The organism is Thalassolituus sp. UBA675, assembly GCF_002297765.1.
Lineage (GTDB): Bacteria > Pseudomonadota > Gammaproteobacteria > Pseudomonadales > Oceanobacteraceae > Thalassolituus.
Genome location: NZ_DBNJ01000026.1, coordinates 123,276 through 141,072, shown reverse-complemented (window position 1 = coordinate 141,072; position 17,797 = coordinate 123,276). Strand labels below are relative to the sequence as shown.

Here is a 17,797-nt window from a genome sequence, read left to right as displayed (position 1 = left end):
TATTACTCCTTAACCCAATCATAAGGCCTAATGTCCTCTATAGTTTTGCCGAAAAATATAGAGTATGGAATAGATGGACTTCGCGTACCAACTTTCGAATGCAATACCAAGCTAATTAAGAACAATATAGAAATCAATAAGAAAAATATCGCAAGAAATTGCCGCGGCCTTACACTAATAAATAGTTTCGGTACCAATAATACCAAGGAAAAAAGATAGTAATAACTGACCCTAGTCCCAGCAAAACCTATCGGTTGAAATGTATTATACAAAACGACCCCCAAAATAAAGACATCAAAATAGAACCGACGATATACATCTCCTCGATACTGTCCCAATGCTAAAAATAACGATGACAAAATAAAAATAAAGAATTGAAATACCGCTCCCCCCTTATTAGGACTGTCAAGATAGTGAGAGTAACCAGGAACTAAAACAGAAACCATATATTTAGCCAGAGGAAATGCAAAAAAAGAAGATATCAAGACCAGTACGTACACCATCCAGTGGAATCGTCGGGAATATAGGTAGTATAAAGGAAGCGCTATTATAGACGTATAATGAATCGAGCTTGCGAGGAGCACAATCAGAAAATAGCTAACCACTCTCCTTTCGAAGATATATCGAAACCCATAGTAAACTAATATTAGGGCTGAAAACTGTCTTATAAAATTAAAAGACATTAAGAAGAAAAAAGGAATTGCGATAAACACCATCAAAGAAACAACCGGGAAGTCGCTAAAATCCCTAATGACAAGATAGAAAAAATAATAAAAGAAAAATGATGTTAGTATAAAATATAGCTGAAAAAACTCTAGGTAGCTTGACAGCTTAATGAGGATACCGTGAAAAAAACCGAAACGTCTGAAAGTCTCAGTGTCGCCACCGTAATCTGCTATCGCTGTGTAATAAGACAAAAAGTCATAACCAACATCAAAGCGAATAGCAGAAAAAACGAAAAGGAACAAGAACGACAGCTCTAGTCTATATTTAAACTTTGTGAGAAGTAACCATGCAATTAAAACTTGAAATAGAATATAAACTAACAAAGTTCACCTCACATCTTATTCTGATCTATGCAATAAATAAAATAAAGTAAGGGCAACCCACACAAACCAACGAGAGCTATACTAAATAACAACGATGTTGACGAAAATAAGAATGATATTGCAAAATAGAACGTTGCGACTACTAGCAAGCTAGCTACATAGCGCTTAGAGATTGACATCCCTACTGGCAGTAACTTTCGCATAGAGATAAACATCAGACTAAAGGTAACTGCCCCACCCACACCTATAGTGAGCGGAATACCCCACTCATAGCCGGTGAAATCGACGCTGTAAAGAATAATCAGCCATAAAGATAACCCTCCTGCATATGGCCAAGCAGTGCCCCCTGTCCTTAATTCAGATTGAGATATCCAATAAAGTACATTTGTTGCTGCTCTTGAAAACTCTATAATCACCGCAATCGATAAGAGAAGCCAAACACCGTGAAACTTGGGGTCGACAAGAATCACTAATATGCTCTTCGAAAAGACAAATATAAACATCAGGATACATAAATATATCTTAATTATTCTCGAGAAATAGTCTTCAAATATAGCTACCCTTTCTTCTTTATTAGCATGAGTTATATCTTTATAGAAAAGCGGGAGATAATATTGGTTCACAAGGCTTTCAATCGCTCCGAAGATTGCAGCAGCAACAGCAATAGCTACAGAAACCTTCGCTAAAACCTCGACACTGTATATATAATTAATCACAAATCTATAACCGCTATTATTAGCCCACTGCAGTAATAGAGTAACCACCAAAGGCGCGCAGAATAGAACTATACGCTTAAATTCATCTCCATTGTATATCTGAAGACCTACTCTTGATTTATCCAAAGAAAAAACTATATATAGAGATGGGATAAGAAGAAGTAGTTGTCCAATAGCAAGTCCTGCGTACCATGCTAAAGCGCTTTTCTGATAGAAAGATATCAACACCACAGAAAACAGTAAACCAAGTGAAAGATACGCTGTATTTATAATAACAAATGCTAAACGATGACCTAGTATATTAATAGAGTTCGATATAACTAATGTTGTACCGCCGAGTAAAGCTAAGGCTATAACAAGATAAAATGGTTCAATTTCAAAATTTTGGCTAAGGCTAAGAGCGTAGTACGCGACGCCAGTTACAGCCAGGCCAAGTAAAATTAACAACAACCTATAAAACAGTAATATTAGAGAAGCGGATACTAGAACTCCGTTTAAACTATAATCTATAACTTTCCTGTTAAAATATTGTCCTGGTGCATTCAATAGACCAAAATTTAGTAAGGTCATCACAGCAAGAACCAGATAGTACTTACCTACCTCAACTTCAGACAAATAACTGGTCATCAACCTGACGGATATGAGTGCAATCGATACCTGTAAAATTTTTCCAACTACGAGTGCTAATACTCCTGTTTTGATACCACCTAACTTGATCATTAAAGCCTGGCCCAATTACCAGGAACTAGATCCTCAGAGCTTAGCGTTTTGCTCTGAAACCACTTATCTGGCGCAACAACAACCTTTTCTTCGTTTCTATTTAACCACGCTGCCCACCAACTAAACGTACTATTAGAAATAATATTGTGTTTACATAGACTCATCAAATGCATATCCAACTCAGGAGCATTCTCTTGACCACTTATATATATGCATTCGTAATCCAGTTTTAAGTTACTCTTGCACCATTCGATATCATCCGAAAAAACATATATCTTTGCACTTTTCTCTTTCGATGACTTCAATACGAACTCAACTGCACTTGAAAAATAATTTAACTTACAAAGACCATGAACATCATTAGCAGAAGCATTTGTCACATAATCGCCTCTTCTGACGTGCACAGAAATACTATTATTACAGCTCTTTATGTCGTGAATCTGCTGCCTTATGGGTAGTAAGCTAGCGTCTTTAACTGAAATTTCTTCTAGTAACCTCTCTCTAATACTAGAGAAGTATTTTTCGGACTGGAAATACCCATAAATTGTCGCTCCCGGCCCTAAGCTAAGTACTGCGGGATCAAATTCTATCGAATCCTCTATATATAAATCGCTCCTCAGCCCAAACATCGACAATAAACGTTGGAACTTAACGCTGTTAATCGCTTTATATACTCTCCCAGCGTGAGAATAAATTTCACAGTTATGATTCATATTCTGAATACGCAGGGGGTGAACATTATAATAGAGATAATTTGAAGTATCCAGACGTAAGGGAACGCCCCACTTGAGTGAAAGAGCCCTACCTGTCGCGTACTGAAATAATTGGTTTCCTAAGCCCCCGTTTAGTTTTACCGTAATCATAAACTATCCTCCAAACACTGAAGTATCAAATCAGGAAAACGATTAGCTTCGAACTGATTAGATTCTTTTGAGTTCAAGAACCTTTCAATCTCACGCTGGCGACTATTGAATTCATCTTCTGAAACTCCAACAAGGTAATTATGTAACTCATCATATGAACTGAATACTCCAAAATCTATGTAGCACCCTGAGGGGATGTAATCTGATATATTTGGGGCTCCAAGATAGACAGGAATACAGCCTGCCATTAGTGAGTCAAATATTTTTTCTGATATATAGCCAGGAAATCCTGAAGCGTTTTCAAAGCAAATACTATATCTATAGTTTCTAAGGGTATCATTTTTAGATGTTACCCTTCCACTATACGATGGATACGTTTTCTTAGCGAAGTTCGAAAATGGAGTAAGTTTATTCAACAATCTATTTTTGAAACTACCATCATTAGTAAACTCATCCCAGCCTATTCCATACAAATCAAAATCCTCAGGGGCATTATTTTCAAACCATGATATTGCTCGCTGCCTTTCGGAGTATAGCTCCAGAGGATGGTTAACCATTTTATTTGCTGAAATTAAAGCACACAGTTTTCTTTCCCCGAATGAAGGGGCATTTATGAAGTCATATGGGCGATTAAGTTTATGAGTATAGTTAAACTTTCTAAAATTAGGGATAGATAGATAATTGTCATTCCATGAGAGTATATAATCAAAAGCATCAAATTCCGATGACGGTGCATTCTCTGGTTTTATAATTTCGTTTTCAAAGAGACATAGAATTTTTATGGCAGAGGTGTTTTCAATGCCGTTAACAGGGTAGTCAAAATATATAACAAGTTCAGAATCTGAAGGCCGATTAATATCACAAGTTGAAAGCTCATATCCTTTCGCTTTTAATCTCTCTTTTAAGAGCCATATGGAATAGCCATAGTTATCCCTATTGACCGCACAGTCATCAATGTCAAATATTTTATTATTCAGATGGTAATCAACTACCAAACTAGCCTTTTTATACATTTTCAGTAATTCTTTTAAATATTAATCTAGCGTCCGTTGGGCTATAGGTCCACCATTCAGATTTTTCAATACTAGCGATACGATCATTTGAGAACCGGTATTTAATTACCCTAGCAGGAGCCCCTACAACGACGGCATAACGAGGAACACTTTTAGTTACAACACTATTAGCACCGATTACAGCTCCTCGCCCAATAACAACACCTCTCAATACAATAGAATCAGCCCCAATCCATACATCCTCCTCGATGATGAGGTCTTCCTTTGTCAGCTCATCATAAGCACTCTCATAGAATAACGAATTTGTGCTTATTCTTGTAATATCATGCTCACCCTGACCAATTGATACACCATTAGCAATTGAGACATAGGAACCGATGTTAGCTCTGGTCACGTTACAATATTTCCCGATGTATACGTATGAACCTATAGTACTCGCCGGGTCAATTGCGGTACCAACCTTAACTTGTGATCCCTTACCAATAACAACGCTACGATGTACTTCAGAGGATTCTACTAGCACGTCCTTACGAAATATATTTACAACACTGTTCACAGTATTCGCAACTATCTTTCGTAAGCCTAAAAATATCCTGTCTACAGTATCCATATCTTAGCCTTGTGCAATCATTGATAAAAGGTACGCTGAGCTATGGTTATGCCACCCTTCATCAGACTTTAGCAGTCGAAACTAGCGTTTGGTTAAAGCCACGCAATACATCGAAGAATTCCAAGCTGCTCCGATGCCCGCAACCCGACAAAAATTGTTCAAAATAGAATATTCAAAAACATGACAGGGCTTGCGTTGAACTATTCGCGAAAATCGTCCTGGTGTTCTAAAAACCACGCATACGTACTGGCCAGACCTTCTTTCAGCTCGATGTTGTACGTCCAACCTAGTTTCTTAAGCGTATCCACATTCATGAGCTTGCGCGGTGCACCATCTGGCTTGGTCGTATCAAAGGTAATTTTGCCTTTATACCCGACCACTTCGGCCATGGTGTGTGCCATCTCTGAGATAGTGCAGTCCACACCCGTACCCACATTAATATGCGACAGCATAGGCTCAGTGCATGACTGATAGATTTCATCACTCACATTCGCCACAAAAATACTGGCCGCGGCCATATCGTCCACGTGCAAAAACTCTCGCATTGGTTTGCCCGTGCCCCATACCACCACTTCTGGCACATCATTGAGCTTGGCTTCATGAAAGCGACGCATTAACGCAGGAATAACGTGGGAGTTATCAGGATGGAAGTTATCGTTTTCGCCGTACAGGTTCGTTGGCATCACGCTACGGTAGTTACGACCATACTGACGGTTGTAACTTTCGCAGAGTTTAATACCAGCAATCTTAGCGATTGCGTACGGTTCGTTGGTCGGTTCAAGAGTCCCAGTAAGCAAAGCGCTCTCGGACATTGGCTGCTCGGCCAGCTTAGGATAGATACAGGATGAACCCAGGAACAACAGATCATTCACTCCCGCCAGGTGCGCGGAGTGAATTATATTGCATTCGATCATGAGGTTCTCGTAGATGAACTCCGCTGGATAGGTATTGTTGGCAATAATGCCACCTACCTTAGCCGCAGCCAGATACACCTGGTCAATATTCTCTTCTTCAAAGAATGCCTGGACCTCTGCCTGATTCAGAAGGTTGAGCTGAGTGCGGTCTCGCACAATCAGCTCAACGTCTGTTTGCTCTGACAGCTGACGAACGATGGCTGATCCCACCATTCCCTTGTGTCCAGCAACGAATATGCGCTTCATAGCTCTACCTCTCTCCTTGCCTGAGGCTTAGCTTTCAATCGCAACAGCGACATCAAAACCATGCTCTTTCAGGAGTGCATGCTGCTTCGCTTTCTGCAGATCCGACTGAACCATCTCGGCGCACATTTCTTCAACGGTGATTTCAGGCGTCCATCCCAGCTTATTCTTGGCGTTTGCCGGATCACCCAGCAGGGTTTCTACTTCTGCAGGGCGGAAGTATTTAGGATCAACGCGCACGATGGTGTCACCAACGTTAAGAGCTTTGGCATTGTCGCCTTCAATCGCTTCAACGATGGCAACTTCCTCAACACCTTCACCTTCGAAGCGCAGTGTAATACCTAGCTCTTTAGCGGACAGGCGAACAAATTCACGAACCGAGATCTGCTTACCCGTAGCGATTACAAAATCTTCTGCGGTGTCCTGCTGCAACATCATCCATTGCATACGTACGTAGTCTTTAGCATGGCCCCAGTCACGGAGTGCATCCATGTTGCCAAGATACAGACACTTCTCGAGACCTTGAGAGATGTTAGCCAGAGCGCGGGTAATCTTACGGGTAACGAAGGTTTCGCCACGACGTGGAGATTCGTGGTTAAACAGAATGCCATTACAGGCGTACATACCGTATGACTCACGATAATTTACCGTAATCCAGTACGCGTACATTTTTGCAACGGCGTATGGAGAGCGGGGATAGAAAGGTGTGGTCTCCTTCTGAGGGATTTCCTGCACCAGACCATACAGCTCAGAGGTAGAAGCCTGATAGAAGCGCGTTTTCTTCTCAAGCCCTAAGAAACGAATCGCCTCAAGCAGACGCAACGTTCCCATTGCATCGACATCAGCCGTGTATTCCGGTGACTCGAAGGAAACAGCAACGTGAGACTGTGCGCCCAGGTTGTATACTTCGTCCGGCTGTACTTCTTTGAGGATACGCGTCAGGTTAGAAGAGTCTGTCAGATCACCGTAATGCAGGTGAAAATTCACGTTTTCTTCGTGCGGATCCTGATAGATGTGATCCACACGCTCAGTATTAAACAGTGAGGCACGACGCTTGATACCGTGGACTTCGTAGCCTTTTTCAAGCAGGAACTCTGCTAGGTAAGAACCATCCTGACCGGTAACGCCGGTGATGAGTGCAACTTTTTTATCCGTCATTTTTCTTTCCACAACTAAATTCTTTTAGGCCACTTCGCCTGCTATCGTTTCAAGTGCACACCCACTATGTGCAGCTTCAGTAATGGGCCTGCCAATCACCATATAATCCACGCCAGCGTCAACCGCCTGCTTCGGCGTCATAACGCGTTTCTGATCGCCTACATCAGAACCTTCTGGTCGTATTCCCGGCGTAACAGTAAGGAATTCTGGACCGCATACATCCCGGATGAGAGCAACCTCACGAGCCGAACAGACCACACCATCCAGCCCAGATGATTGAGTAAGCTTCGCTAATCGCTCAACTTGCTTCATCGGTTCAACATCCAAACCTATTCCTGCAAGATCACTTTGTTCCATTGAGGTAAGGACGGTCACACCGATCAGTAGTGGCTTGTGCGATTTCTTTTCTAGTTCGTTGCGGGCGGCTTCCATCATTCGTTGGCCACCAGAGGCATGAACATTGACCATCCAGACACCCAGGTCGGCAGCAACCCCAACGGCTTTGGCGCAAGTATTCGGGATGTCGTGAAACTTAAGGTCGAGAAATACTTCGTAATTTCGCTTATGAAGCTCTTCCAGGATGGCAGGACCGGTGGCGGTATAAAGCTCCTTACCTACTTTGACGCGGCACAGAGACGGATCGAGCTGATCTGCCATCGACAATGCCTGTTTCATATCGGGGAAGTCGAGCGCGACAACAATAGGTGAGGTTGTAGTCATATATCTGGCTTTTTCTGAGCAGGCGACGGTACGAATGGCTTAATGCTTGCCCAGTCCTTACAACTTGGGCAGCGCCAATGCGGCTCCTTCGCCTTAAATCCGCAATTAGAACAGACGAATTTTGGTTCGACTGCAACGATGCCGCGGAGAATATCATAGAGCTGTAACAACTGCGACTTGTCGAGCTGCTGACGTTGCGTAACAACGAGCTCTGCAAGTGCCAGAAACCCTTGGTTTGAGGGGCGCAACCTAAGCTCATCAAGAATTTTACTTACCGCTTCTTCCGGGGTTCCCTGTGTAACAACAACCCCCATGGACGCCATGAGGGCGGGCACGTACCCGGTCCTGGCCCACTGATCATGAAGATGCGTTTTCAGACCTTCTTTATCACCACTGATACTGAAAGCTTCTGTCATTCTCTCAACAACACTGACAACGCTGCTTTCGTCGATTTCTGCCGCCTTCAGATAGCAGCGCACAGCCTCCCGATACTCGTTCTGGCCAAACGCAAGATCACCCTGAACGACGTAAGCACGAGCACAGGCAGAGTCGATTTTAAGTGCTTGCTTACAGAGCTGCTGAACTTCAAGGAAATCGGACTTTTTGAGTGCTCTCTCTGCCAGCTCACAAACAGCGTGAGACACTCGACGATTCAGACGAGCAGTAGCAGGGAGTTTTTTATCCTTGTAGAGTTCGAGAATATTGCTCCACTCGCCCTCTTCTTCAAGGAGTTCTATCAACAGAGTCGCAGCTCGATCTGAATTGCGCCCTTTTGCAGCAAGTAGCTCACGCAATATGCGCTCTGCACGATCAAGCAACCCTGCTGCCGAGTAATCACAGGCCAATTCAAACTGAATCGCATAGAGGGCGCTGCGCTCCAGATCCGCGCGGGCAAAAAGTTTCTGGTGGAGGTGCATGGCCCGGTCGAGCTCGCCTTTATCACGAAGGCTCTTACCAAGCTTCAGAAGCAAATCAATAGACTCGTCGTCCATCTGGTCTATTTTTATAAGCTTTTCGAGAGCGGCATCGTTGCTCTCGGCAAGTAAGTAATCGACGGAAGGAATCCAATCCGGATAATTTACTTTCTTACCTTGTTGCGCATAGCGATAACCAAGCGTCCAACCCAGCGCCACTGCTGCGAGTAGAAGAATATAAAGGAGTGCCGTGTCGAACAGTTCAGCAGACAGCATGATTGGTGTGTACTTCGTATAGATTCAGAGTTTGGACCAGCGATAGCTGGTTAAGTCCAGCAGGCGGAGAAGTCACACAGCCATACTATCATTCACCTGATCCCTAAGCTCCTTTCCAGGTTTGAAATGCGGAACAAACTTCCCTTGCAGCTCGACAGTCTCACCAGTCTTAGGATTGCGACCAACCCGTGGTGCTCGATAGTGAAGCGAGAAACTGCCAAAGCCCCGTATTTCAATACGGTCTCCGGAAGACAAGGTCTGGGACATATGATCCAACAACGTCTTGACCGCCAGCTCAACATCTTTCGCCGACAACTGCGGCTGACGACTAACGATTCTCTCTATTAACTCGGATTTCGTCACTGCATTCCCTCCTTGAGAACGAAGCTTTTAGATAATTCCAGTTAAATCATGCAGTTAGCTTATGAAATTTGCAAGTCGCAAGCTCAAGAAACGGTCAATTGTGAGCAATCCAAGGTATTCAGGCACAAAAAAACCCGCCGGAGCGGGTTTCTTTAGCACGGGCTGAAGGATTACTCCTTACCGCGAAGCTGCTCTTTCAGCAGGTCACCAATGGTGGTAGGACCAGTCATTTCAGCTTCTGCTTTAGCACGCTGCTCTTTCAGAGCTTCTTTATCAGCTACTGAATCTTTCGCTTTAACAGACAGGCTGATAGTGCGGTTCTTGCGATCAACGGAGGTGATTGCAGCTTCAACGCTGTCGCCTTCGTTCAGTGCATTACGCGCGTCTTCAACTTTGTCCTGGCTGATTTCTGAAGCACGCAGAGTTGCTTCGACACCTTCAGCAATTTCAACAGTTGCAGCTTTAGCGTCAACCGCGATCACTTTACCAGTAACGATGGTGCCCTTGTCGTTTTCAGCTACGAACTCAGAGAATGGATCGCTTTCAAGCTGCTTCACACCCAGAGAGATACGCTCACGCTCTGGATCGATAGACAGGATAACGGTTTCCAGCTCATCGCCTTTCTTGTAGTTACGAACTGCATCTTCGCCAGTATCGTTCCAAGAGATATCAGACAGGTGAACCAGACCATCAATACCACCGTCCAGGCCAATGAAGATACCGAAGTCAGTGATTGATTTGATCTTGCCAGAAATCTTATCGCCTTTGTTGAACTTAGTACCAAACTCTTCCCATGGGTTCATGGTGCACTGCTTGATACCCAGAGAAATACGACGACGCTCTTCATCGATGTCCAGAATCATCACTTCAACTTCGTCGCCAACCTGAACGACTTTGCTTGGGTGAATATTCTTGTTAGTCCAGTCCATTTCAGAAACGTGAACCAGACCTTCAACACCTTCTTCCAGCTCAGCGAAGCAGCCGTAGTCAGTCAGGTTAGTAACGCGTGCTTTAACACGGGCGTTTTCTGGGTAACGGTCGTTGATGTTAACCCATGGATCATCACCCAGCTGCTTCAGACCCAGAGATACGCGGTTACGCTCACGGTCGAATTTCAGTACTTTAACGTCGATCTCGTCACCAACAGCAACGATTTCGCTTGGGTGCTTGATGCGCTTCCACGCCATATCAGTGATGTGCAGCAGGCCATCAACACCGCCCAGATCTACGAACGCGCCGTAGTCGGTCAGATTCTTAACGATACCTTTAACAGACTGACCTTCCTGCAGGTTAGCCAGCAGCTCTTCACGTTCCTGGCTGTTAGCAGCTTCCAGAACGGCGCGACGTGAAACAACAACGTTGTTACGCTTGGCGTCGAGCTTGATCACTTTGAATTCGAGTTCTTTGCCTTCCAGGTGCGCAGTATCGCGTACTGGACGAACGTCAACCAGAGAACCTGGCAGGAACGCACGAATGTTCTTCAGTTCAACAGTGAAGCCACCTTTGACCTTACCGTTGATAACACCAGTAACCATTTCATCAGCTTCGAAGGCTTTTTCCAGCTCTTTCCAGCTCTCAGCGCGCTTAGCTTTTTCACGAGACAGTTTGGTTTCACCGAAGCCATCTTCTACAGCTTCCAGTGAGACGAAGGTTTCGTCGCCAACAGCAACTTCCAGTTCGCCTTTTTCGTTCAGGAACTGGCTGCGCGGAATAACAGCTTCCGACTTCAGGCCTGAGTTAACCGTTACCCAGTCGCTGTCGATATCAACAACGGTACCAGCAACGATTGAACCTGGCTGCATGTCCAGTTCTTTAAGGGATTCTTCAAATAGATCAGCAAAGCTTTCGCTCATGTATATACACCTGTCTCATAAAACGCGCTGCTATCCGCCATCGGATAAACAGTAAGCGCTGACCAGACTGCCAGCATCTGGGGTTAGTTAATAATAAAACGCTCCGTACCGACTTCCTTCGGGAAGCTGGCAGATACAGAGGTTTTAATCTCAGATCAGTCCTGCCTTGCGGACCAACGACAGGATTTCTTCACGTACTTCTTCAATAGAAAGAGAGGTACTGTCGATCACTGTCGCGTCACTCGCTGGGCGTAACGGGGCGACGGCTCTGTTGCTGTCGCGCTCATCACGGACCCGGATGTCTTCGATAAGGGCGGGCAAACTAGCATCAATGCCCTTCTCAGTCAACTGTTTGTAGCGACGCTGACCACGTTCTTCGGCAGACGCCGTAAGGAAGACTTTAATCTGGGCATCAGTAAAGACGACAGTACCCATGTCACGACCGTCCGCGATCAGCCCCGGCGCCTGGCGAAAGTCACGCTGACGCTGCAGGAGTGCTTCACGGACTTTTGGCAACGCAGCAACTTGCGAAGCAAGACTACCCACCTCCTCAGTCCGGATCGTCGTGGTGACATCATCTCCTTCGAGAATGACCTGCACACCGGACCCAGTTGGGATGAATCGCACATCAAGATTGGCGGCTACATCAGCAACCAGCTCTTCGCTATCCAGAGCGATGCCTCTGCGATCTGAAGCCAGCCCGGTAATACGGTACAGAGCACCACTATCAAGGAGGTGCCAACCCAGGGCTTCAGCAAGAATGGCACAGACCGTGCCTTTCCCAGCGCCTGATGGACCGTCAACCGTGATCACGATTGGTTGTACTTCGTTACTCACCATCACCACCTTCAACAACTAATTCAAGACCAGCGCTGGCAGATAATTCGACAAAACCCGGGAATGACGTAGCAACATTAGCACAGTCGCGAATAACAATAGGTGCCGATCCGCGTAGGGACGCCATGGCGAAGCTCATAGCAATTCGATGGTCATGCTGACTATCAATCTCGCCACCACCGAAACTACCTTCAGGGCCAAAGCCCTGAATCACAGCCCCATCCTCTGTACCGACTGCATTTACGCCCAGTGTTACCAGACCATCAACCATCGCCTGGATACGATCGCTCTCTTTAACGCGTAATTCCTCAGCTCCTGTCAGAACCGTCTCGCCCTCAGCACACGCTGCGGCAATAAAGATCGCTGGGAATTCATCAATCGCCAGAGGGACCTGATCTTCAGGGATATGAATGCCTTTCAGTTGAGCTGAACGGATACGGATATCAGCAACGGGCTCGCCGCCGACTTCACGTTCATTCAGAACATCAATATTACCGCCCATGGCGCGCAGGATATTGATCACACCGACGCGCGTTGGATTAATACCCACGTGCTCCAGCGTAATATCAGAACCCGGCATGATACTGGCACCTACCATAAAGAAGGCCGCCGAGGAGATATCAGAAGGCACGTCAATTTCGGTTGCCGTGAGCTCGCCGCCTGAACGCAGCGTCACTTTGTTACCTTCAGTAATAACGTCATAACCAAAGCCACGCAACATACGCTCGGTATGGTCACGAGTCGGTGCAGGCTCAGTAACTGAGGTTTCACCCTCGGCGTACAGTCCCGCAAGCAATACACAACTTTTTACCTGAGCACTGGCCATCGGCAAATCATAGTGAATGCCCTTCAGGTCGCTGCCACCTTTAACTTTCAAGGGCGGTCGACCACCTTCAGCAGTATCAACAATAGCCCCCATCAGGGCCAAAGGATCAGCAACCCGCCCCATAGGGCGTTTAGAAAGAGACTCATCACCGCTCATCTCAACATCGAAAGATTGCCCGGCCATGAGACCTGCGAGCAGGCGCATTGACGTCCCTGAGTTGCCCAGATAGAGCGCGTTAGGCGGAGATTGGAGACCGTGTAGCCCGACACCGTGAATTGTCACTCGACCGCGATGTGGTCCTTCGATCACTACGCCCATATCGCGGAACGCCTGCAGCGTTGCCAGGCTGTCTTCACCTTCAAGGAAGCCCGTCACTTCAGTCGTACCATTCGCCAGTGAACCCAGCATGATTGAACGGTGTGAAATGGACTTGTCTCCCGGCACCCGGAAGCTACCCGACAGAGCTTTGCCTGGGTTAGCGATGTAAGAAATAGAAGCTGTTTTCATAGGTTCAACATAGGCCCGACGGGCAAGTATTTTAGAAAAATGGTCTCGAGCTGCTTTCGCCCGGGTCAGCACACCCATCAAGGTGGTGGCATCGCCCTGCTCAACCGCAGCTCGTAAAGAAGAAAGGTCGTGACTGAAGAGGTCCAGCGTCTTCAGCAAGTGGTCTTTGTTGGCAGCAAAAATATCGCGCCACATGACCGGGCTACTGGCAGCAATTCGGGTAAAATCGCGAAAGCCGCCCGCAGCGTAATTAAAAATCTCTTTATTCTCGTGGCTGTTCGCCAGAGTATCAACCAGTGAATAAGCCAGAAGATGCGGCAGATGACTAGTCGCAGCCAGTACTTCATCGTGATGATCTACCGACATATGCTCAAGGTCGGCACCGACGGCCTGCCAGGCGCTGCGAACCAACGCCAGTGCGTCTTTATCTGTATGATCCTGCGGGGTAATAATGACCTTATGATGAACATAAAGATGCTCATTTGCAGCCATTACACCGCTCTTCTCTGAGCCTGCGATCGGATGTCCTAATACAAAGCGGGAGAAATTCGCGCCAAGTATCGCTGCAACATCTGAAGCAACGGCCCCCTTTACAGAGCCAACGTCCGTTAATACTGCAGTCTCGGAAATATGATCCCGCACCGCTTCAAGCACACTCTTAACTGCCATGATAGGCACAGAGATGATGATAAGGTCAGCATCTCTGACAACATCAGCGATATTTTCACTGTAAGCGTCAATCAGGCCCTCGGACAATGCCAGCTGCATAGAATCGAGATTGCGGTCATACCCACGAACCTCTTCCAGGCAACCACGAACCCGAAGCCCCTTAATCCAGGAGCAGCCAATCAGCCCTAATCCAATGACGGCAACACGAGAAATCAGAAGTTTGCCGCTCAAGCCAGCACCTTCTGTAACGCACGTATGAATGTCTCATTTTCCGATTCGGTACCGATTGATACCCGGAGGTACTCTGGCATCTCGTAGTTCGCAACAGGACGAACGATAACTCCCTGCTTGAGTAAGCCGGAATATACTTCCATCGCATCCACACCATCCGGCACGCGAAAACTAATAAAGTTACCGACAGATGGAATATAAGAAAGGCCCAGGTCATCAAAAGAGGATATCAGATAACTCATGCCGCGATCGTTAAGCGCAATACTTTCCCGCACGTATTCCTCATCCAGCATCGCCGCGTTGGCTGCAGCGAGAGCAAAAGAATCAACGTTGAACGGAGGGCGCACCCTATTCATTAAGTCTGCCAGTTCAGGGCTGGAAACCCCATAACCTACTCGAAGGGACGCCAGACCGTATGCTTTTGAGAAAGTGCGGGTTACCACAAGATTCGGATACTGATCCAGAAGCTCAATACCATTAGGGTAATCGGCTTCATGGACGTACTCAAAATACGCCTCGTCCAGCAAAACGATGACGTTCTCTGGCACCTTATTCAGAAACCCAATCAACTCGTCGCGATGATTCCAGGTGCCTGTCGGGTTATTAGGGTTCGTCACAAACACAATACGGGTGCGCTCATTAATTGCATCCAGCATTGCTTCAAGATCATGACCAAAGTCTTTTGCAGGTACGGCGATACAATCGGCACCTACCGTCCGCGCAACCAGGCCGTATATAGCGAACGCATGCTGCGATACGACAACGTTGTCACCGTCATTCACAAACACCCGGACAATAAAATCGAGAATATCACTTGAGCCATTACCCAGAGTAATTTGCTCGGAGCGAACATTCAGTTTGTCGCTCAGGGTTTTCTTCAGGACAAAACCTGCGCCATCAGGGTAACGATGCAATTCAGCTGTTTCGCGACGAATTGCTTCCAGAGCCGCAGGGCTCGGGCCCATCGGATTTTCATTACTCGCGAGTTTAACAATATCTGACTCGTTCAGACCGAGTTCCCGGGCAAGCTCATCAATAGGCTTACCTGGCTGGTAGGGCTTAAGGGAGCGAACCCCTTCAACTGCGAGTTCAGAGAAATTAATTGCCATTATTCACCTCAAAGCACGGCCTTAGGGTATGAGCCGAGCCATTTATAATCTGTCGCTACATCACGCAGCCGTTGCAACAAGGGGGATATCACCTCGTCGTCGCAATGGCCTTCAAAATCAATAAAGAAGAGATAATTCCAGGTACCTGAAGGGTCTGGACGAGTTTCTATGCGCGTTAAGCTAACGTCAGCCTCGTGAAACGGAGCAAGCACCTGATATAAAGCGCCCGGCTGATTTCTGCTGGAAACCATGATCGATGTTTTATCATCGCCACTAGGGCCCGTTTCCTGTCGACCGATAATAAGAAAACGGGTCGTATTATCCGGACGGTCTTCGATATTCGCATGGAGCGTTACGAGCTCATACAACTCCGCCGCCGCTTCACCTGCAATCGCGGCTGCGCCTTCTTCTGCAGCCGCACGTCTCGCCGCTTCAGCATTCGAATTCACCGCGATGCGCTCTACGCTTGCAGGAAAATTCTGATCAAGCCAACGCCGGCACTGACCCAGAGACTGAGCATGAGAATAAACGCGTGTGATCTGCTGATCTTCGCTCTTCACCAATAAATGGTGATGAATACGTAAAGTAACTTCTCCGCAAATATGGAGATTGGAATCGTAGAAGCTGTCGAGCGTGTGGGTGACGACACCTTCAGTGGAATTCTCTACTGGAACGACACCATAATTAGCGGCACCACTGGCCACTTCACGAAAGACATCTGCAATAGACACTTGCCCTTCACAGTTCACTGCATGCCCAAAGTGTTTTACCGCCGCCTGTTGCGTGAAGGTTCCTTCAGGGCCAAGGTAGGCTACCTGCAGCGGTTCTTCTAAGGCCAGACACTGAGACATGATCTCACGGAAAAGCCGGGCCATTGACTCATCCCCGAGAGGACCTCGGTTACGGTCCATTACTTTTCGCAGAACCTGAGCTTCTCTCTCTGGGCGGTAAAATACAACCTTCTCCCCCGGAGATGCGTATTTTTGCTTAACTTCAGCGACATCCTGGGCACATTGTGCGCGCTGGTTAATCAGTTCCTGAATCTGCTTATCCAGCGAATCTATCTGCTGACGCAGCTTATCCAGTTCCTGTGCTTCACTCATGATTCAACCTGTTACCCGTGACGTTTAGCGAAGTCAGCCATAAACGCGATCAATGCATCTACGCCTTCTTCTGGCACTGCGTTGTATATGCTGGCACGCATTCCGCCAACACTGCGATGTCCAGCCAGATTCATAAGACCTGCCTGTTCGCTCTCTTCAAGAAACACCTTATCTAACGCATCATCAGCAAGGGTAAATGGAACGTTCATACGGGAGCGATTGTTCAACGCCACCGGGTTGGCGTAAAAATCATTGGTATCGATAAAGCGGTACAGTTTCTCGGCTTTACGACGGTTTATCTCCGCCATGGCCTCAACACCACCCTGTTCCTTCAGCCAGGCGAATACAAGACCGGCCAGGTACCAACTGTAGGTTGGAGGAGTGTTGTACATAGATGCGTTATCAGCAGCCACCTTATAGTCGAACATCGTTGGCGTGCCAGCAATAACATCACCCAATAAGTCTTCACGAACAATTACGACGCACAAACCAGCAGGGCCAATGTTTTTCTGAGCTCCGGCGTAAATTAATCCGAACTTCGACACATCGATTTTTTCAGAAAGAATGGACGAGGAATAATCCGCCACCAAAGGCACATCGCCAGTGTCAGGAATGTAGTCAAACTCGACGCCACCAATGGTTTCGTTCGGAGTGTAATGAACATAAGCCGCATCAGGGTTGAGTTTCAGCTCCGCCTGAGAAGGCGCAGAAGTAAAATTATTTCCTTCCGTCGAGGCCACTATATTTACCGTACAGAAGTTTTTCGCTTCTTTGATCGCCTTAGTCGACCACTGCCCGGTATTAATGTAGTCAGCGGTGCTCTTAGCGCGCAACAGGTTCATAGGCACCATGGCGAACTGGCTGCTAGCACCACCCTGCATAAAAAGAACTTTGTAGTTATCCGGAATAAACATTAAATCCCGGAGATCCTGCTCAGCCTTCTCGGCCACACCAACAAACTCTTTGCTGCGGTGGCTCATTTCCATGATGGACATGCCTTTGCCGTGCCAGTCCACCAGCTCAGCACCAGCACGCTCCAGCACTGCTGTAGGCAGCGCAGCCGGTCCTGCACAGAAATTAAAAATACGATTCATAATTTTTCT

The 17,797-nt window shown here is 46.5% G+C and carries 16 protein-coding genes; all 16 read right to left on the bottom strand.

The window, feature by feature from the left end:
* Positions 1–2: 2 nt before the first annotated feature.
* The 16 genes from B3007_RS15670 to serC all read right to left on the bottom strand — a co-directional run bounded on the left by B3007_RS15670 (position 3) and on the right by serC (position 17,788).
* A complete protein-coding gene (locus B3007_RS15670) occupies positions 3–968 on the bottom strand; it encodes an EpsG family protein (RefSeq protein WP_369598038.1) in 966 nt (321 codons plus the stop codon).
* A gap of 89 nt (positions 969–1,057) precedes the next feature.
* The gene (locus B3007_RS11340; RefSeq protein WP_301377482.1) at positions 1,058–2,485 is read right to left on the bottom strand and encodes an oligosaccharide flippase family protein; all 1,428 of its coding nucleotides are present in this window, start codon (positions 2,483–2,485) and stop codon (positions 1,058–1,060) included.
* Positions 2,485–3,348, bottom strand: coding sequence for an alpha-1,2-fucosyltransferase (locus B3007_RS11335; RefSeq protein ID WP_301377484.1), 864 nt, complete (start codon positions 3,346–3,348; stop codon positions 2,485–2,487). The genes B3007_RS11340 and B3007_RS11335 overlap by 1 nt, the downstream gene beginning before the upstream one ends.
* Positions 3,345–4,361: a glycosyltransferase family 10 domain-containing protein gene (locus B3007_RS11330; protein ID WP_301377486.1), complete on the bottom strand. Its 1,017-nt coding sequence runs from the start codon at positions 4,359–4,361 to the stop codon at positions 3,345–3,347. Before B3007_RS11330 ends, B3007_RS11335 begins: the two co-directional genes overlap by 4 nt.
* Positions 4,354–4,971 carry a CatB-related O-acetyltransferase gene (locus tag B3007_RS11325; RefSeq protein WP_301377488.1) on the bottom strand — a complete coding sequence of 206 codons (618 nt, stop codon included), beginning with the start codon at positions 4,969–4,971 and terminating at the stop codon, positions 4,354–4,356. Before B3007_RS11325 ends, B3007_RS11330 begins: the two co-directional genes overlap by 8 nt.
* 200 nt (positions 4,972–5,171) lie before the next feature.
* Positions 5,172–6,131, bottom strand: a complete 960-nt coding sequence (gene fcl, locus B3007_RS11320; RefSeq protein WP_301377490.1) for a GDP-L-fucose synthase — start codon at positions 6,129–6,131, stop codon at positions 5,172–5,174.
* A 27-nt stretch (positions 6,132–6,158) separates the two neighbouring features.
* Positions 6,159–7,286 carry a GDP-mannose 4,6-dehydratase gene (gene gmd, locus B3007_RS11315; protein WP_301377491.1) on the bottom strand — a complete coding sequence of 376 codons (1,128 nt, stop codon included), beginning with the start codon at positions 7,284–7,286 and terminating at the stop codon, positions 6,159–6,161.
* Between the two features lie 24 nt (positions 7,287–7,310).
* A complete protein-coding gene (gene pyrF / locus B3007_RS11310; RefSeq protein WP_301377493.1) occupies positions 7,311–8,006 on the bottom strand; it encodes an orotidine-5'-phosphate decarboxylase in 696 nt (231 codons plus the stop codon).
* Entirely contained in the window at positions 8,003–9,196 is a 1,194-nt protein-coding gene (locus tag B3007_RS11305) for a hypothetical protein (protein ID WP_068434483.1), read from the bottom strand. The genes pyrF and B3007_RS11305 overlap by 4 nt, the downstream gene beginning before the upstream one ends.
* A 72-nt stretch (positions 9,197–9,268) precedes the next feature.
* The gene (gene ihfB / locus B3007_RS11300; RefSeq protein WP_068434480.1) at positions 9,269–9,559 is read right to left on the bottom strand and encodes an integration host factor subunit beta; all 291 of its coding nucleotides are present in this window, start codon (positions 9,557–9,559) and stop codon (positions 9,269–9,271) included.
* Positions 9,560–9,729: 170 nt separating this feature from the next.
* Positions 9,730–11,412 (bottom strand): 30S ribosomal protein S1, encoded by a 1,683-nt coding sequence (gene rpsA, locus B3007_RS11295; RefSeq protein ID WP_068434477.1) that lies wholly within the window; start codon positions 11,410–11,412, stop codon positions 9,730–9,732.
* Between the two features lie 150 nt (positions 11,413–11,562).
* Entirely contained in the window at positions 11,563–12,252 is a 690-nt protein-coding gene (gene cmk, locus B3007_RS11290; RefSeq protein ID WP_068434474.1) for a (d)CMP kinase, read from the bottom strand.
* Positions 12,242–14,482 (bottom strand): bifunctional prephenate dehydrogenase/3-phosphoshikimate 1-carboxyvinyltransferase, encoded by a 2,241-nt coding sequence (locus B3007_RS11285; RefSeq protein ID WP_068434470.1) that lies wholly within the window; start codon positions 14,480–14,482, stop codon positions 12,242–12,244. The genes cmk and B3007_RS11285 overlap by 11 nt, the downstream gene beginning before the upstream one ends.
* Positions 14,479–15,591 (bottom strand): histidinol-phosphate transaminase, encoded by a 1,113-nt coding sequence (hisC, locus tag B3007_RS11280; RefSeq protein WP_068434467.1) that lies wholly within the window; start codon positions 15,589–15,591, stop codon positions 14,479–14,481. The genes B3007_RS11285 and hisC overlap by 4 nt, the downstream gene beginning before the upstream one ends.
* 8 nt (positions 15,592–15,599) lie before the next feature.
* On the bottom strand, positions 15,600–16,694 hold the full coding sequence (gene pheA, locus B3007_RS11275) for a prephenate dehydratase (RefSeq protein ID WP_068434463.1): 1,095 nt from the start codon (positions 16,692–16,694) through the stop codon (positions 15,600–15,602).
* 11 nt (positions 16,695–16,705) lie between these two features.
* Complete coding sequence (serC, locus tag B3007_RS11270; protein ID WP_301377496.1) at positions 16,706–17,788, bottom strand: 3-phosphoserine/phosphohydroxythreonine transaminase; 1,083 nt, start codon at positions 17,786–17,788, stop codon at positions 16,706–16,708.
* Positions 17,789–17,797: the final 9 nt, after the last annotated feature.

What these genes read in the sequence shown, in the direction of transcription:
- gmd (WP_301377491.1), bottom strand. Translation starts at nt 7,286, where the DNA reads ATGACGGATAAAAAAGTTGCACTCATCACCGGCGTTACCGGTCAGGAT.
- pheA (WP_068434463.1), bottom strand. Translation starts at nt 16,694, where the DNA reads ATGAGTGAAGCACAGGAACTGGATAAGCTGCGTCAGCAGATAGATTCG.
- B3007_RS11330 (WP_301377486.1), bottom strand. Translation starts at nt 4,361, where the DNA reads ATGTATAAAAAGGCTAGTTTGGTAGTTGATTACCATCTGAATAATAAA.
- B3007_RS11340 (WP_301377482.1), bottom strand. Translation starts at nt 2,485, where the DNA reads ATGATCAAGTTAGGTGGTATCAAAACAGGAGTATTAGCACTCGTAGTT.
- B3007_RS11305 (WP_068434483.1), bottom strand. Translation starts at nt 9,196, where the DNA reads ATGCTGTCTGCTGAACTGTTCGACACGGCACTCCTTTATATTCTTCTA.
- fcl (WP_301377490.1), bottom strand. Translation starts at nt 6,131, where the DNA reads ATGAAGCGCATATTCGTTGCTGGACACAAGGGAATGGTGGGATCAGCC.
- hisC (WP_068434467.1), bottom strand. Translation starts at nt 15,591, where the DNA reads ATGGCAATTAATTTCTCTGAACTCGCAGTTGAAGGGGTTCGCTCCCTT.
- pyrF (WP_301377493.1), bottom strand. Translation starts at nt 8,006, where the DNA reads ATGACTACAACCTCACCTATTGTTGTCGCGCTCGACTTCCCCGATATG.
- cmk (WP_068434474.1), bottom strand. Translation starts at nt 12,252, where the DNA reads ATGGTGAGTAACGAAGTACAACCAATCGTGATCACGGTTGACGGTCCA.
- B3007_RS11325 (WP_301377488.1), bottom strand. Translation starts at nt 4,971, where the DNA reads ATGGATACTGTAGACAGGATATTTTTAGGCTTACGAAAGATAGTTGCG.
- rpsA (WP_068434477.1), bottom strand. Translation starts at nt 11,412, where the DNA reads ATGAGCGAAAGCTTTGCTGATCTATTTGAAGAATCCCTTAAAGAACTG.
- B3007_RS11335 (WP_301377484.1), bottom strand. Translation starts at nt 3,348, where the DNA reads ATGATTACGGTAAAACTAAACGGGGGCTTAGGAAACCAATTATTTCAG.
- serC (WP_301377496.1), bottom strand. Translation starts at nt 17,788, where the DNA reads ATGAATCGTATTTTTAATTTCTGTGCAGGACCGGCTGCGCTGCCTACA.